This is a genomic window from Streptomyces sp. NPDC016845 (genome assembly GCF_044332585.1).
Classification (GTDB): domain Bacteria; phylum Actinomycetota; class Actinomycetes; order Streptomycetales; family Streptomycetaceae; genus Streptomyces.
Genome location: NZ_JBIRPI010000021.1, coordinates 141,107 through 155,996, shown reverse-complemented (window position 1 = coordinate 155,996; position 14,890 = coordinate 141,107). Strand labels below are relative to the sequence as shown.

Sequence of the window (14,890 nt, the reverse complement as noted above, 5' to 3'; positions counted from 1 at the left end):
CGTGCTACAGCAATCTCGTCCGGAGTCACACACTCTCAACGCCACACCGCGCTGAAAGGACACGCACCACAACAACCGACCTGACCAAGCCCTACTAGGACCCGGGGGACCGTCACGAGGCCCGCTCAGGACGCGACCGGAAAGTAAGCAAACTCACAGGGTTCCCCCAGGTAACCGGTTCAATCCCCTTGCACACCCTGTGACTTGAGTCACAGGCGCCATATTTTGTTGACCCTGTGTACCGAGTGGGCAGCTCGCTGTGATTCAGTGGCGTTGACGCTGCGATATGAGCGTGCTCATGCACGTGCGCGTAGAGAGCCGATCAGAATTCTGGAGTGCTGTCGAGGTCTCGGGGAGAACTGAGCATGGAGACCGAGTCGGAGCCCTACGTCCGTCTTGCGACCCTGCATCAGCTGCACCAGGTGATGGCGGACATGAACACCGCCCGCAGCCTGGCCGACACCTTGCAGACGGTCGCCGACGGCGTCGTCACCGGGCTCGGTTACGAGCTGGCGTGCGTGAACCTCGTACGGCCCGACGGCGACCTGGTCGTCGCCGCGTTCGCCGGGAACTCCGCCGCCGAGGCGCTCATCACCGGCCGCGTCGGCTCCAAGGAGTCCTGGGAGCGCCGCCTGAGCATGGGCGAGGCATGGGGCGACCTGCGGTTCATCCCGTACACGGAGGGCTGGATCCTCGACGAGGACGACGTGCCGCAGTGGTTCACCGACGGGCCGCCGCCCCGCTTCGAGGACGAGTGGCACCCCTCCGACCGCCTCTTCGCGCCCATGTACGCGACCGGCGGCTCCGGCGGTGAACTGCTCGGCGTGATCTCCGTGGACCGCCCGCGCAACGGCCGCAGGCCCGGTGCCTGGGGCCGCGAGGCGCTCCAGATGTACGCGTTCCAGGCCGCCATCGCGATCAGCAACGCCCGTCTGCGGGCCAACATGCAGCGCGCCCTGGTCCGTCTCGAACGGGAGCAGCAGGTGCTGCGGGCCAGTGAGGAATCCTTCCGCCAGGCCTTCGAGTACGCGCCCTCCGGCATGGCCGTCGCCGAGATGGGCGGCGACCAGCACGGGCTGATCCTGCGGACCAACGACGCGCTGTGCCGCCTCCTCGGCCGGCACTCCACCGCGATGCGCCGCTACTCCTTCGCCGACCTCGTGCACCCGGAGGACATAGGCACCCTCCTTCGCACCTCCGCCGAGGGCGGGCGGGCCGAGCTGCGGCTGGCGCGGCGCGACGGCAGTTACGTCTGGGTCAGCCTGCGCAACTCCGTCGTCGCCGACGCCACCGACGGGCCCCGCTTCCTGCTCACCCACGTCGAGGACATCGAGGAGCGCAAGCGCCGCGAGCTGCAGCTCGCCCACCGCGCCTCGCACGACTCCCTGACCGGCCTGCCGAACTCCGCGGAGCTGCGCTCGCGGCTCTCCGCCCGGCTGTGCCAGCGCCCGCTGGAGACCGGCAGGCCGAGCGCGATCGACTCGCTGGACGCCGCCTACGGCGATCACGGCCCGCACGGCCCGCACGGGCACGACTTCGACTACGGCGCGATCGGGTCCGTCGGGTCGGTCCCCGCCGTCCCGAACCAGTCCGGCCTCTACGACGGTTTCGAGAGCGGCGACGGCTTCGGCGGCCTGGACGGGTTCGACCACCACGTGCACCTGACCTCCCCGGACGGGCCCGACGGCGGCGGAACCGGCGTCGACGACGGCACCAAGGGCCTCGCCGTCCTCTTCTGCGACCTCGACGGCTTCAAGTCGATCAACGACCGGTTCGGGCACAACGCGGGCGACGCCGTCCTCATCGAGGTGGCCCGCAGGCTGACCAACGGGGTGCGGGACGGGGACACGGTCGCCCGGCTCGGCGGCGACGAGTTCGTGGTCCTCGCCGACGGGCTCGGCGCCGCGGACGCGCAGGATCTCGCCGTCAGGTTGCGGAACGCCATCATTCCGCCGATCCGCGTGGACGGCCGGGCGGTGCGGGTAGGGGCGAGTTTCGGCATCGGCTGGGCCCATTGCGGCATGACGGCCGAAGAAGTCCTCAGCTCGGCCGACCAGCGCATGTACGTAGAGAAAAGATCACGTGCCAAGCAGCACCGGCGGGCGGGCTGACCGGCGAGAACGGCTGATTCCACAGGTTCCGGTGAGGTCAAGGCCACGTCTTCGGGGTCCCCGCAGCGGGTACGCTCGCCCGGTAGGCAAACGCGTGAGGAGTGATCAGGGATGGCGCCCGGCAACAACGGCGCGAGCACCACGCCCGAGGACGACGATCCGTTCGGCTATCTGTACGCCGACGGACAGGCGGCCGGGGCGACCCCGCCCAGCGGCGGGGGCGGCGGCTACGGCTACCCGCACACCCGCTCCTCGCACCACCACGTTCGCGCGGTCGGTGAGCGCCAGTACGGGCAGCAGCAGGTGCCGCAGCAGCAGCAACAGCAGACCGCCGCGTACCAGCAGCCGAACGCCTACAGCCAGCCGAACGCCTACTACCAGGCGCCGGAGACGCTGCCCGGTGGTGGCGCGCCCGCGCAGCCGGGTTCGCCGCAGGCCGCGCGCGGCGGTGGCGGCCGGGGCCGTGGGCCCAACACCAAGGCGCTGCTGATCGGCGCGGTCGCCGTGGTGGCGGCCGTGGTGATCGGCATCGGCGTCGCCATGCTGAGCAATGGCTCGGAGGACGACCGGAAGAACGACGCGGGCAGCACCCCGTCCGCGGACTCGCAGACGGTGGAGCCGAGCGCGACGCCGTCGAAGTCGGCCACGGCCGAGGCGCCGGCCGATCTGCCGAAGACCGACGCGAAGGCGCTGAAGCTGGACGGCGGCACCAGCACGGCGTCCGACGTGCAGGGCGCGAAGGCGGCCGGCGGGATCTACGTCGCGGGGTTCAACAAGGTCGGCGCGAGCCTGACCTGGACCGTCAACGACATCCCGAAGGACGGCTCGTACAAGCTGTACGTGAACTACGGCGTGCCCGGCAAGGACTCCGACGCCACGATCAATGTGAACGGCACGAAGCAGACCCGGCCGCTCAACATGACGAACTTCGCCCACGCCAAGGAAGGCGACTGGGAGAAGGGCTGGACGAACACGTGGGCCATAGTCCAGCTCACGAAGGGGACGAACGCGATCACCGTCTCCTGCGAAGAGGGCAACAAGTGCGACGCCAACATCGACCAGATGTGGCTGCAGAACGGCTGACGCCCCCGCTGGACCCCTCGTGACGGATCAGGCCGCGCTGGCCTGGTCCGTCACTCGTACCTCGCGCACCAGCCGTTCGTAGGTCGGGCCGTCGAACTCGCCCGCCACCGGCGCCACCACCGTCGCCGCCGACAGCGCCACCGCGCGGGCGAGCCGCTGGGGCCACGGCAGGTGTTCCACGCAGCCGGAGATCAGGCCCGCGACCGCCGAGTCGCCCGCGCCCGTCGGATTACCGCTGAGCCGGTCCGGGGCGGGCGCCTGCCAGGTGCCGTCCGGGGTGAGCGCCCGCAGCCCCTGCGCGCCGAGCGAGGCGACGACGGCGTGCGCGCCGCGCCTGCGGGCGTCCTTCATGGCCTGCGCCGGTTCGTGCGACCCGGTCAGCTCGGCCAGCTCGTCCGCGTTCGGCTTCACGATGTCGGGGCGGGCCGCGATGCCGCGCCGCAGGGGTTCGCCGCTGGTGTCCAGGAGTACGGGCACGGAGGCGGACCGCGCCGCGCGGATCAGGGTCGCGTAGGCGTTGACGGGGACGCCGGGCGGCAGGCTGCCGCACAGGGCCACCGCGGAGGCGGAGGCGAGGAGGTGCTCGTACGCCTCCTGGAAGGCGGTCCACTCGGCGGGGGAGATCAGCGGGCCCGGCTCGTTGAGCTGGGTGGTGTCACCGCTCGCCGCGTCGACCACCGCGATCGTGCGGCGGGTCGGACCGCTGACGGGGACCAGGGCGTCGCGGATGCCGTCGGCGCCGAGCAGCTGGTCCTGGAGCGTACGTCCCGTGGCGCCGCCGGCGAAGCCCGTGACCGCCACCTCGTGGCCGAGGGCGGCGAGCACCCGGGCCACGTTGAGCCCCTTGCCGCCGGGCCGTTCGGTGACCTCGCGGACGCGGTGCGAGGCGTGCGGACGCAGGGCGTCGACCCGGTAGGTGATGTCGAGCGCGGTGTTCAAGGTGACTGTGAGGATCACAGGACCTCCCCCCAGTGGAAAGACGCGGCGGAGACGCGGTTCTGGCGCGACAGGCACGCGTACGTACGGTGTCGCTTTCAGTTACGGGGGTTGATCATGCCAAAGTCAAGGCGGTTGGCCCAGCCCGCGGACCAACCGCCCCGCCTTCTAGCCCAGTTGGGGCTCGACGATCCACTCGCCCTTGCGCATGACGCCCTTGAGGTCGAACTCGGCGTCCAGGACGACGAGATCGGCGTCCTTGCCGGGCTCCAGGGAGCCCACCTTGTCGTCGACGCCGAGGAGCCGGGCCGGGTTGGCGGAGATCGCGCGGACGACGTCCTCGACCGCCAGCCTGTCGATGGTCACGGCCCGCTTGAACGCGCGGTCCAGGGTCAGGGTCGAGCCCGCGATGGAGCCGCCCTCGACGAGCCGCGCCACGCTGTCCTTCACCTCGACCTCCATCGGGCCGAGCATGTAGCGGCCGTCGCCGAAGCCGGCCGCGTCCATCGCGTCGGTGATGAACGCGACGCGCTCACCACCCTTGTGGTGGAAGGCCAGTTCGAGCGCGGCCGGGTGCAGATGCGTACCGTCGTCGATCAGCTCGACGGTGATCCGCTCGTCCTCCAGGAGCGCGGCGATCGGTCCCGGCGCGCGGTGGCCGAGGGCGGGCATCGCGTTGAAGAGGTGCGTGGCGACGGTGGCGCCCGCGTCGATGGCCTCCACGGTCTGCTCGTACGTGGCGTCGGTGTGGCCGATCGCGGCGATCACGCCCTGTTCGGCCAGAAGGCGTACGGAGTCGAGCCCGCCGGGCAGTTCCGTGGCGAGGGTGACCATCTTGGCCTTGCCGCGCGCCGCGTCGATCAGCTTGCGGACCTCGGCCGGGTCGGGGTCGCGCAGGAGCGTCTCGTCGTGGGCGCCCTTGCGGCACGGCGAGATGAACGGGCCCTCGAAGTGGATGCCCGCGATCTCGCCCTGCTCGGCCAGTTCGGAGAGCAGGCCCGCGCGCTGGACGAGGAAGTCGCTCTCGCCGGTCACGAACGAGGTGACGACCGTCGTCGTGCCGTGCAGGCGGTGGGTGTGGACGCCCTTGAGGATCTCCTCGACGGTGCCGGAGGTGAAGGACGCGCCGCCACCGCCGTGGTTGTGCATGTCGACGAAGCCGGGCACCACCCAGTGGCCGGACAGGTCGACGGCCTCGGCGTCCGCGGGAGCGCTCCCCACGATCGTCCTGCCGTCGACGATGACGCGTCCGTCGGTGACGGTCCCGGTGGGCAGTACCACCCGGGCACCGGCGAGCACCTTTGCTGTGGCCATCAGGCGGTTACCTCCGCGCTATCGGTGGATGTGTTGTCGAGCAGGTCCCAGGCGAGCAGACCCGCGCCCAGGCAGCCGGCGGTGTCCCCGAGGACGGCCGGGACGATTCTGGGCAGGGTCTGGAACGTGACGCGCTCCGCGACCGCCGCCCGCAGGGGCGTGAACAACGTTTCCCCGGCCTCGGCGAGACCGCCACCGACGATCATGGTGCGCGGGTCCAGGAGAGTGAGCGCCATGACGAGCCCGTCGGCGAGCGCGTCCACGGCGTCCTGCCACACCTTGACGGCCATCGGGTCCCCGGCGTCGACGGCGCGGGCGCAGTCCGCCGCCGTGGCCTCCTTCTCGCCGCTCGCCGCCTGCCAGGCCAGGGTGACGGCGGAGGCGGAGGCGTACCGCTCCAGGCAGCCGCGCTGGCCGCAGCCGCAGGGCACGCCGCCGGGCCGTACGACGACATGGCCGATCTCGCCCGCCGAACCGTGCGCGCCGGGCTCGATGCGGCCCTCGATGCCGATGGCTCCGGCGATCCCGGTGCCGAGCGGCATGAACAGGAACCGGTCGGCGTCCTTGCCCGCGCCGAGGCGGCCCTCGCCGAGCCCGCCGGTGCGCACGTCGTGGCCGAGGGCGACGGGGATGGCGCCGAGCCGCTCGCTCAGCAGCGCCCGCATCGGCACGTCCCGCCAGCCGAGGTTCGCGGCGAACACGGCGATCCCGTTCGCCTCGTCGACGACACCCGGCACCGCTACACCGGCGGCCACCGCGGGCTCGCCGAAGTGCTTCTCGCCGTACGCGCGCAGGTCGGCGGCGAAGCCGAGTATCGACTCGACCACCGCGTCGGGGCCGCGTTCGCGCATGGTCGCCCGGCGCGCCTGATGCAGCAGCGTGCCGTCCGCCCCGACCAGGGCGGCTTTCATCCCGGTGCCGCCCACGTCCAGGGCGATGACATGTTCCACGGGGCACAGTGTCGCGCGAACACCCTTGAGAGGTCTAGTCCATTCGCACGATCTTGCGCGCGAACGGCCCTGTTTTCCGGCCCGGGCGCGGGGTGGTGTAGACCTTATGTTCGATGCCGGGTGACCCCCGGCACCGATGCAACGTACGACACGTGACACACGACGTGACACACATACGAGGGTGGGAACAGCGGTGCAGCGGTACATCACCGGTCTGACGGCGGCAGCGGTCGCTCTGGGTATGGCGGGCACGCTCACCGCCTGCGGCGGCTCCGGCTCCGGCGACGTCACCCTGAAGCTCGTGGCCGCCGACTACGGCGACTCCAAGGCCAACAGCAGCCAGAAGTACTGGGACAAGCTGGCCGCCGCGTACGAGAAGGACCACCCGAACACCAAGGTCGACGTCGACGTCTACTCCTGGAACGACGTCGACGCCAAGGTCAAGACCATGGTCGACGAGGGCCGCGCCCCCGACCTCGCGCAGATCGGCGCCTACGCCGACTACGCCGCCGCCGGCAAGCTCTACCCGGTCAGCGAGCTGCTCAACGTGCCCACCCAGGCCGACTACCTGGCCCAGTTCGCCGACGCGGGCAAGGTCGACAGCATCCAGTACGGCATGCCGTTCGCCTCCTCCACGCGCCTCCTCTTCTACAACAAGAAGCTCTTCAAGGACGCGGGCCTCACCCCGCCCACCACCTGGGACGAGCTGGAGGCCGACGCCAAGGCGCTCAAGGCGGACGGGGTGAAGATCCCCTACGCGCTGCCGCTGGGCCGGGAGGAGGCCCAGGCCGAGACCATGATCTGGATGCTGAGCGGCGGCGACGGCTACACCGACGACGTCGGCTCGTACACCATCGACTCCAAGCAGAACGTCGCCACGTTCGAATGGCTGAAGAACGACCTCGTCGGCAAGGGCCTCACCGGGCCCACCGCGCCCGCCGACCTCAACCGGGCCGGTGCCTTCGCCGCGTTCGCCAAGGGCGAGGTCGGCATGCTCAACGGCCACCCCACGCTGATGCGGATGGCCGCCAAGCAGGGCGTCGACTACGGCACCGTGCCGCTGCCGGGACCTGACGGGCAGGCCGCGTCCACCATGGGCGTCGCCGACTGGATGATGGCGTTCAAGCAGAACGGCCACCGCAAGGAGGTCGGCGACTTCCTCAACTACGTCTACAGCGAGAAGAACGTCCTGGAGTTCTCCCGCGAGTACGACCTCCTGCCCGTCACCAACAGCGCCTCCGAGGCCATGTCCGCCGCCGACCGGGACAAGAAGCTCTGGCCGTTCCTGGAGAGCCTCGCCAACGCCGAGATCTACCCCGTCGGCAAGACGTCCTGGGCTTCCGTCAGCGCCGAGATCAAGGACCGGATCGGCACCGCTGTCTCCCCCGACAACAGCGCGGGCGCGGTCCTCGGCCGGATCCAGAACCAGGCGGCGGCGGCGGAAGCCGCCGAGTAGCGTGGCGGGCATGGACTCCCTCGGCGAACGTGAGCGGGCGGTGCTCGCGTTCGAGGGGCGCGGCTGGGAGACGCCCGGCGCGAAGGAGCGCGCGATCCGCGAAGAGCTGGACCTCGCGCCGGTCCGCTACTACCAGCTCCTCAACGCCCTCCTGGACGATCCGCGGGCGCTCGAACTGGCGCCGGTGACGGTGAACAGGCTGCGGCGGGTACGGGAGAGCCGGCGGCGCGAACGCTGAGACCCTCCGGGGTGTGCCGGGTGTGTCGCGGGCCATGATTAGCGGGGCCGCCTGTGGATAAAGTCGACCGCATGGGCAGCCATCGCACGGACGACCACCGGGACGATCACCCGGACGACCTTCCGACCCCTTCCACCGCCGCCGGGCGTGACGGCCTCGCCGCCATCGTCGCCCGCCCCGGGCGGAGCGTCATCGCCGTCGACTTCGACGGAACGCTGGCGCCCATCGTCGCCGACCCCGAGCAGGCCCGGGCCCACCCCGACGCGGTCCCGGCGCTCGCCGCGCTCGCCCCCCGGGTGGCCTCCGTCGCCGTCATCACGGGGCGGCCCGCCGGGGTCGCGGTCCGCCACGGTGGCTTCGCCGGTGTGCCCGGCCTCGAACACCTCGTCGTCCTCGGGCACTACGGCGCGGAGCGCTGGGACGCGGTCAGCGGTACGGTGCGCGCGCCCGCGCCGCACCCCGGAGTCGCCGCCGTCCGCTCCGAACTCCCCGGCGTCCTCCACGAGGCCGGGCTCTGGCACGACACGTACGTCGAGGAGAAGGGGCGGGCCGTCGCGGTCCACACGCGGCGTGCGGCGGATCCGCAGGGTGCGTTCGAGACCCTGCGCGCCCCGCTCACCGCGCTGGCGGCGCGCCACGGTCTGGTGGTCGAGCCCGGCCGAATGGTCCTGGAGCTGCGCCCCCCGGGGGTCGACAAGGGGGTGGCCCTGTCGGAGTACGTCCGCGAGGTGGGCGCGGAGTCGGTCCTGTACGCGGGCGACGACCTCGGCGACCTCCCGGCCTTCGCGGCGGTAGAGAAACTCCGCCTGGACGGCGTCCCGGGCGTCCTGGTCTGCAGCGGCAGCGCGGAGGTCCCGGAGCTGGCGGACCGGGCGGACCTGGTGGTGGACGGCCCGGGCGAAGTGGCGTCCCTGCTCGCACATCTGGCCCGCAACATCGCGCACTGACGGGCCGGGCGCGCGTAAGCCGTGGCTGCTCGCGCAGTTCCCCGCGCCCCTGAAGCATGCGGCTCCGCCGCAGCTCCATAGGGCGCACGTCACGCACGCCCCCCTGAGATGGCGCACGAAGTGCGCATCTCAGGGGCGCGGGGAACTGCGCGAGCAACCACGGCGAGAGCCGCACCCGAGAGCGATGGAGTGGCGCACGGAGTGCGCGTTCCAGGGGCGCGAGGAACTGCGCGACCAGCCACGACGCGACCCGCACCCGGCCAGACCAGGCGCTCAGTCCCGCAGGGCCGACAGTTGGTCCAGGAACCACTGACCCGGGGGGAGGGCCGTGCCCGCCGAAGCCAAGCGCTTCGTACGCTCCGCCCGCTCGTCGAGGGACATCGACAGCGCCGCGGCCAGAACCTCACACGTGCCGCTCACGTCGTACGGGTTCACGACGAGCGCGTCATCGCCCAGCTCCTCGTAAGCCCCCGCCTCCCGGGACAGAACCAGTACGCACCCCTCGTCGGAGACGACAGGCACCTCCTTCGCGACAAGGTTCATGCCGTCACGGATCGGGTTGACCAGGGCCACGTCCGCCAACCGGTACGCCGCCAGCGACCGCGCGAAGTCGTCCTTCACGTGGAGGACGACCGGCGTCCAGCCAGGCGTGCCGAAGCGCGCGTTGATGGACTCCGCGACGCGCGACACCTCGGCGGTGTAGTCGCGGTACACGGCGAGATCCTGCCGCGAGGGGTACGCGAAGGCGACGTGGACGACCTTCTCGCGCAGCTCCGGCCGGGTCTCCAGCAGAAGCTCGTACGCCTGCAGGCCCCGCACGATGTTCTTCGACAGCTCCGTGCGGTCCACCCGGACGATCACCTTGCGGTCCGCGCCCACCTGTTCCCGCAGCGCGGCCAGCCGCTCGTCCACGTCGGGACGGCCCGCCCGCTCCCGGAGGAAGTCCGCGTCGGCGCCGAGCCCGTGCACCCCGATCCGCGTTCCGGACGTACCACCGAGGATGCGCGTAGCGCAGTCGGTGAACGCGTCCGCCCAGCGCCGGGTCAGGAAGCCGAGCCGGTCCGCGCCGAGCATGCCCTGCAGGATGCGCTCGGCGATGTCGTCCGGCAGCATCCGGAAGTAGTCGACGGGCGCCCAGGGCGTGTGCGAGAAGTGCCCGATGCGCAGGTCGTCGCGGAGTTCGCGGAGCATGCCGGGGACGAGCGTGAGGTGGTAGTCCTGCACGACGACGGTCGCGCCGGGCGCGGCCTCCTCGGCGAGCGCTTCGGCGAAGGCCCGGTTGTACGCCTCGTAGGAGGCCCACTGGCGCCGGAACTCCGGGCCGAACGCCGGCTCGAGAGGCGTCTGGTACAGCATGTGGTGCACGAACCACAGCACGGAGTTGGCGACGCCGTTGTACGCGTCCGCGTGGATCTCCGCGTCGATGTCCAGCATGCGCACGCCGGGCTCCGACACGCCCCGCCGTACGGCTTCCCGGTCGCCGTCGGTGAGGGCCGAGCAGACCCACAGTTTGTCCTTGACGACGCTGAGCGCGGAGACCAGTCCGCCACCGCCGCGTTTCGCCTCGATGCCGGCCCCGTCGGCACCGTCCGTCAGGACGTACGAGACGGGGCCGCGGTTGGACGCGACGAGAACCTCAGCAGCACCTTGCGTGGAAGCCATATGGGCACGCTAGCCCGGTCGGGGAGGGTTCAAACGCGCCGACGGCTGCGTGCCGCCGCGAGGGCGAGCGCGCCGAGCCCGCACAGCGAGATACCGAGCCCGCCGTAGAGCCACAGGCGTGAGCCCTGTCGGCGTCCGGACGCGGTGGGCGCCGGGGGTGACGCCGGTGATGCCGCGGGCACCGGTGCCCGCGGCGCCTTCTCCACCACCGCGTAGCGCTCGGCGAAGGGTTCCACGACGGCGGAGGCGGGGGCGGCGACGGTGATCAGCGTCGCCGCCGCGGTCACCGTCGCGGCGAGCGCCGCCGTGCCCCGCAAAGAAAGTCTGTGCCACATAAAGGGGCAATGTAGACAGAAAGCATGATTAACCCACGGCTATGCGACGCGACGCTCCGCATACTCACCGATCTCGGCCATCGGCGGCCGCTCCACCGTGTCCACCGCGTACGTCCGTGGGACGAAACCGCCCTCGCCCCGCTCGAACTGCGTGAGCTCGGGCCGCACCAGATGGCCGCGCGCGAGTCGCAGCTGGGCCGTGCGGTAGATCGCCGCCGCCATCCGGCCGAGCGCCAGGCCGTCCTGGTGGCGGTGGATGCGGACGCCCACGTCGACCTGGGCGAGCGCGTCCAGGCCCACGGTGTGCAGCGCGTCGACGAGCAGCCCGAGCTCGACCCCGTAGCCGACGGGGAACGGGAGGCGTTCGAGGAGCGACCTGCGCGCCGCGTACTCGCCGCCCAGGGGCTGCACGAATCCGGCCAGGCGCGGCCAGTGCAGGTTCAGGATCGGGCGCGCCATCAGCTCCGTGACCCGGCCGCCCTGGCCCGCCGCCCCGCCCAGCGGGCGGTCGTACATCGCCTTGACGAAGCTGACGCCCGGGTCGGTCAGGAGCGGTCCGACGATCCCGGAGACGAAGTCGGCCGAGAAGTCCTTCAGGTCGGCGTCGACGTAGCAGACGATGTCGCCGCTCGTGACGTACAGCGAGCGCCACAGCACCTCGCCCTTGCCGGGCTTGGCCGGGATGCGCGGCAGGATCGTGTCCCGGTGCACGACGCGCGCCCCGGCCGCCGCCGCGACCTCGGCGGTGCGGTCCGTGGAGCCGGAGTCCAGGACCACCAGCTCGTCGACGAGCGGCACCGCCTCCGTCATCAGCTCGCGCCGGATGACCGTGACGATCTCGCCGACCGTCGCCTCCTCGTCGAGCGCGGGCAGCACGACGCTCACCGTCAGGCCGGACGCGCGCTTCGCCGCGACCAGCTGGTGCGGCGGGCGGTCGGCCACCGACCAGGAGCGCCGCTCAAGCCAGCGTTCGACTTCTTCCAGCACGGTCTGGGGCTCCTTCATGGACGTGTACGGGGCGGGTCGGTCCGGGGATGTGATCCATCTCGCGGTGCGGACGACTATCTCAAGGGTCCGGGCCTTCGGTTACAGTCTTGAACAAGGCCGGTGACCATCGCATGCCGGGGTCGCCGCCCGCATAACTGCCACACACAACCGAATACCGCTCATCCAGAGGGGCAGAGGGATACGGCCCGTTGAAGCCCCGGCAACCCTCCAGCCGGTCTCGTACGCACACCGCAGTGCGCTCGCGAGGCTCCCGGCTAGGGAAGGTGCCAAATCCGTCTCGCGGCGAGATGCGCCGCGAGGAAGATGAGGAGAAAGGGCCTCGCCTCTCATGGCTGTACAGACTGTCGCCACCACGGACGCCACCGCCGCCGCCGCGGACACCACCGCCAAGGCCGTCGATCTCGGCCCCGCTTCCGGGCTCTCCTGCCGCGAGTGCGGCACCACCTTCGACCTCGGCCCGATCTTCGCGTGCGTCGAGTGTTTCGGGCCTCTGGAAGTCGCGTACGACCTTCCCGTCGGCGACCCCGAGGCGCTCCGCAAGAAGATCGAGGCGGGCCCGGCCAACGTGTGGCGCTACGCCCCGCTGCTGCCCGTCCCGGCCGACGTCGCCGAGAAGCCGAACCTGAACCCCGGCTGGACCAAGCTCGTCAAGGCCGACAACCTCGCCCGTGAACTCGGCGTCGAGCAGGGCAAGTTGTTCGTCAAGGACGACTCCGGCAACCCCACGCACTCCTTCAAGGACCGCGTCGTCGCCCAGGCCATCGAGGCCGCGCGCGCCTTCGGCTTCACCACCCTGTCCTGCTCCTCCACAGGCAACCTGGCCGGCGCCGTCGGCGCCGCCGCCGCCCGCGCCGGCTTCCGCTCCTGCGTGTTCATCCCGCACGACCTGGAGCAGGGCAAGGTCGTCATGGCCGGTGTCTACGGCGGTGACCTCGTCGCCATCGAGGGCAACTACGACGACGTGAACCGCTTCTGCTCCGAGCTGATCGGTGACCCGCTGGGCGAGGGCTGGGGCTTCGTCAACGTGAACCTGCGCCCGTACTACGGCGAAGGCTCCAAGACTCTGGCCTACGAGATCTGCGAGCAGCTGGGCTGGCGGCTGCCGGACCAGCTGGTCATCCCGATCGCGTCCGGCTCGCAGTTCACGAAGATCGACAAGGGGCTGCAGGAGCTGATCAAGCTCGGGCTCGTCGAGGACAAGCCGTACAAGCTGTTCGGCGCCCAGGCCGAGGGGTGCTCGCCGGTGTCGGTCGCGTACAAGGGCGGCCACGACGTCGTCCGGCCGCAGAAGCCGAACACCATCGCCAAGTCCCTCGCCATCGGCAACCCGGCCGACGGTCCTTACGTGCTCGACATCGCGCGCCGCACCGGTGGCGCCGTGGAGGACGTCGACGACGAGCAGGTCGTCGAGGCGATCAAGCTGCTCGCGCAGACGGAGGGGATCTTCGCGGAGACGGCGGGCGGTGTGACGGTCGGCGTCACGAAGAAGCTGATCGAGGCGGGGCTCATCGACCCGGCGCTCACCACGGTCGTGCTCAACACGGGTGACGGTCTGAAGACGCTGGACGCCGTCGCCGAGTCCTCGCAGGCCACGGCGACCATCCGGCCGTCTCTCGACGCGTTCCGGGCCGCTGGGCTCGCCCAGTAGGTTCCCCCGCCCCGCCCCGCCCCTTCCCGAAACCGGGGGCTCTGCCCCCGGACCCCCGCTCCTCGAACGCGAACGCCGGAGGGGCTGACAGCTGAGGTGACCGCATGAGCGTCAACGTCCGGATTCCGACCATTCTCCGCACCTACACCGGCGGGCAGGCCGAAGTCGCCGCCGAAGGCGGCACGCTCGGTGAGGTCATCGCCGATCTGGAGAAGAACCACACCGGGATCGCCGCCCGCGTCCTCGACGACCAGGGCAAGCTGCGCCGCTTCGTCAATGTCTACGTCAATGACGACGACGTCCGCTTCGAGCAGGGTCTGGAGACCGCTACGCCGGACGGCGCCGGAGTATCGATCATTCCCGCCGTCGCCGGCGGCTGATCTTCCCCCGCTGCACGCTGAGTTACCCCGATTGCCCCCTCCGCGAGAGAAACGGAGGGGGCAATTCTGCTTGGTTGAGCGCGGTACAGTTGGGGAAGTTGCTTCGTTTCCCCGTGTGGTGCATGACGGGCGCATATGAGTTTCCGCTCGCGACGCGACAAGAAGCAGCCAAAGTGTCCAGCCCCTTCGGGCCTTTTATGGCATTTACCCGGCCCGACTTGCCCTGGGATCCGGTGAGTTGGCCCGGTTTCCCCGTTCGAGGGTGCCCAGATTTCTCGTCCGATTGACCTGTTGCAGACGGCAGTTGGGCAGATACATTCAGCCGCGGTCGACGCGTTCCGGCGCACACCCCCACCCATTGGGGAGGGTGAGGTCTGACCCGGATCCGCGAAGTGCGGGTCTGTGCAAGGGCCAGTAATAGGGGAGTTAGGCATGGCTCAGGGCACCGTCAAGTGGTTCAACGCGGAGAAGGGGTACGGCTTCATCGCGGTCGACGGTGGTGCGGATGTATTCGTCCACTACAGCGCGATTCAGATGGACGGCTACCGCACCCTCGAAGAGGGTCAGCGAGTTGAATTCGAGATCTCGCAGGGCCAGAAGGGGCCGCAGGCGGACATGGTCCGTCTGGCCGCCGCCGGCTGAAGCGCGTCGCGACTGACAGGCTTCGTACGAGACGAAGGGTCCGCGTTCCCCGAGGGGGCGCGGGCCCTTCGTCGTGCTCGGGGCGCTCGCACCGCGCTCCGCGCTGCGCGCGCCCCCGCCGGATGTGTGGTAGCCGCTTGCACTCGCATGGGTCGAGTGCTAATCATTGGGCTTAGCACT

14 protein-coding genes and 1 riboswitch are annotated in these 14,890 nt (G+C 70.8%); of the genes, 8 read left to right on the top strand and 6 right to left on the bottom strand.

Annotated features, from left to right (window positions below; genetic code table 11):
- The first annotated feature begins 365 nt into the window (after positions 1-365).
- Positions 366-2,111 (top strand): diguanylate cyclase CdgB, encoded by a 1,746-nt coding sequence (gene cdgB / locus ACH4RC_RS34005; protein WP_398207734.1) that lies wholly within the window; start codon positions 366-368, stop codon positions 2,109-2,111.
- 111 nt (positions 2,112-2,222) lie between these two features.
- Entirely contained in the window at positions 2,223-3,194 is a 972-nt protein-coding gene (locus tag ACH4RC_RS34000) for a carbohydrate-binding protein (protein WP_398207732.1), read from the top strand.
- A gap of 27 nt (positions 3,195-3,221) precedes the next feature.
- Here the strand turns inward: ACH4RC_RS34000 and ACH4RC_RS33995 are convergent, their stop codons facing one another.
- From ACH4RC_RS33995 to ACH4RC_RS33985, 3 genes are all read right to left on the bottom strand, one after another.
- The gene (locus ACH4RC_RS33995; protein ID WP_398207731.1) at positions 3,222-4,151 is read right to left on the bottom strand and encodes a 1-phosphofructokinase family hexose kinase; all 930 of its coding nucleotides are present in this window, start codon (positions 4,149-4,151) and stop codon (positions 3,222-3,224) included.
- A gap of 147 nt (positions 4,152-4,298) precedes the next feature.
- Entirely contained in the window at positions 4,299-5,444 is a 1,146-nt protein-coding gene (gene nagA, locus ACH4RC_RS33990) for an N-acetylglucosamine-6-phosphate deacetylase (RefSeq protein WP_398207730.1), read from the bottom strand.
- Positions 5,444-6,394, bottom strand: a complete 951-nt coding sequence (locus tag ACH4RC_RS33985; protein ID WP_398207729.1) for an ROK family protein — start codon at positions 6,392-6,394, stop codon at positions 5,444-5,446. Before ACH4RC_RS33985 ends, nagA begins: the two co-directional genes overlap by 1 nt.
- Before the next feature lie 241 nt (positions 6,395-6,635).
- Between ACH4RC_RS33985 and ACH4RC_RS33980 the strand changes: the two genes are divergently transcribed.
- From ACH4RC_RS33980 to otsB, 3 genes are all read left to right on the top strand, one after another.
- A complete protein-coding gene (locus tag ACH4RC_RS33980) occupies positions 6,636-7,850 on the top strand; it encodes an ABC transporter substrate-binding protein (RefSeq protein ID WP_398207751.1) in 1,215 nt (404 codons plus the stop codon).
- 10 nt (positions 7,851-7,860) lie between these two features.
- Positions 7,861-8,088 carry a DUF3263 domain-containing protein gene (locus ACH4RC_RS33975; RefSeq protein ID WP_398207728.1) on the top strand — a complete coding sequence of 76 codons (228 nt, stop codon included), beginning with the start codon at positions 7,861-7,863 and terminating at the stop codon, positions 8,086-8,088.
- A gap of 71 nt (positions 8,089-8,159) precedes the next feature.
- Positions 8,160-9,035 carry a trehalose-phosphatase gene (gene otsB / locus ACH4RC_RS33970; RefSeq protein ID WP_398207726.1) on the top strand — a complete coding sequence of 292 codons (876 nt, stop codon included), beginning with the start codon at positions 8,160-8,162 and terminating at the stop codon, positions 9,033-9,035.
- Positions 9,036-9,308: 273 nt separating this feature from the next.
- Here the strand turns inward: otsB and ACH4RC_RS33965 are convergent, their stop codons facing one another.
- From ACH4RC_RS33965 to ACH4RC_RS33955, 3 genes are read right to left on the bottom strand one after another with little or no spacing between them, the layout of a single operon-like run.
- Positions 9,309-10,697: a trehalose-6-phosphate synthase gene (locus tag ACH4RC_RS33965; protein ID WP_398207724.1), complete on the bottom strand. Its 1,389-nt coding sequence runs from the start codon at positions 10,695-10,697 to the stop codon at positions 9,309-9,311.
- A gap of 29 nt (positions 10,698-10,726) precedes the next feature.
- Complete coding sequence (locus ACH4RC_RS33960; RefSeq protein WP_398207723.1) at positions 10,727-11,032, bottom strand: hypothetical protein; 306 nt, start codon at positions 11,030-11,032, stop codon at positions 10,727-10,729.
- A gap of 39 nt (positions 11,033-11,071) precedes the next feature.
- Positions 11,072-12,019 (bottom strand): glucosyl-3-phosphoglycerate synthase, encoded by a 948-nt coding sequence (locus ACH4RC_RS33955; protein ID WP_398207721.1) that lies wholly within the window; start codon positions 12,017-12,019, stop codon positions 11,072-11,074.
- Between the two features lie 176 nt (positions 12,020-12,195).
- Positions 12,196-12,350, top strand: a riboswitch (SAM riboswitch).
- 18 nt (positions 12,351-12,368) lie between these two features.
- Here ACH4RC_RS33955 and thrC point away from each other — a divergent pair.
- From thrC to ACH4RC_RS33940, 3 genes are all read left to right on the top strand, one after another.
- Positions 12,369-13,688, top strand: a complete 1,320-nt coding sequence (thrC, locus tag ACH4RC_RS33950; protein ID WP_398207720.1) for a threonine synthase — start codon at positions 12,369-12,371, stop codon at positions 13,686-13,688.
- Between the two features lie 104 nt (positions 13,689-13,792).
- Positions 13,793-14,068 (top strand): MoaD/ThiS family protein, encoded by a 276-nt coding sequence (locus ACH4RC_RS33945; protein ID WP_164323599.1) that lies wholly within the window; start codon positions 13,793-13,795, stop codon positions 14,066-14,068.
- 432 nt (positions 14,069-14,500) lie between these two features.
- Positions 14,501-14,710, top strand: a complete 210-nt coding sequence (locus ACH4RC_RS33940) for a cold-shock protein (RefSeq protein ID WP_109445992.1) — start codon at positions 14,501-14,503, stop codon at positions 14,708-14,710.
- Positions 14,711-14,890: the final 180 nt, after the last annotated feature.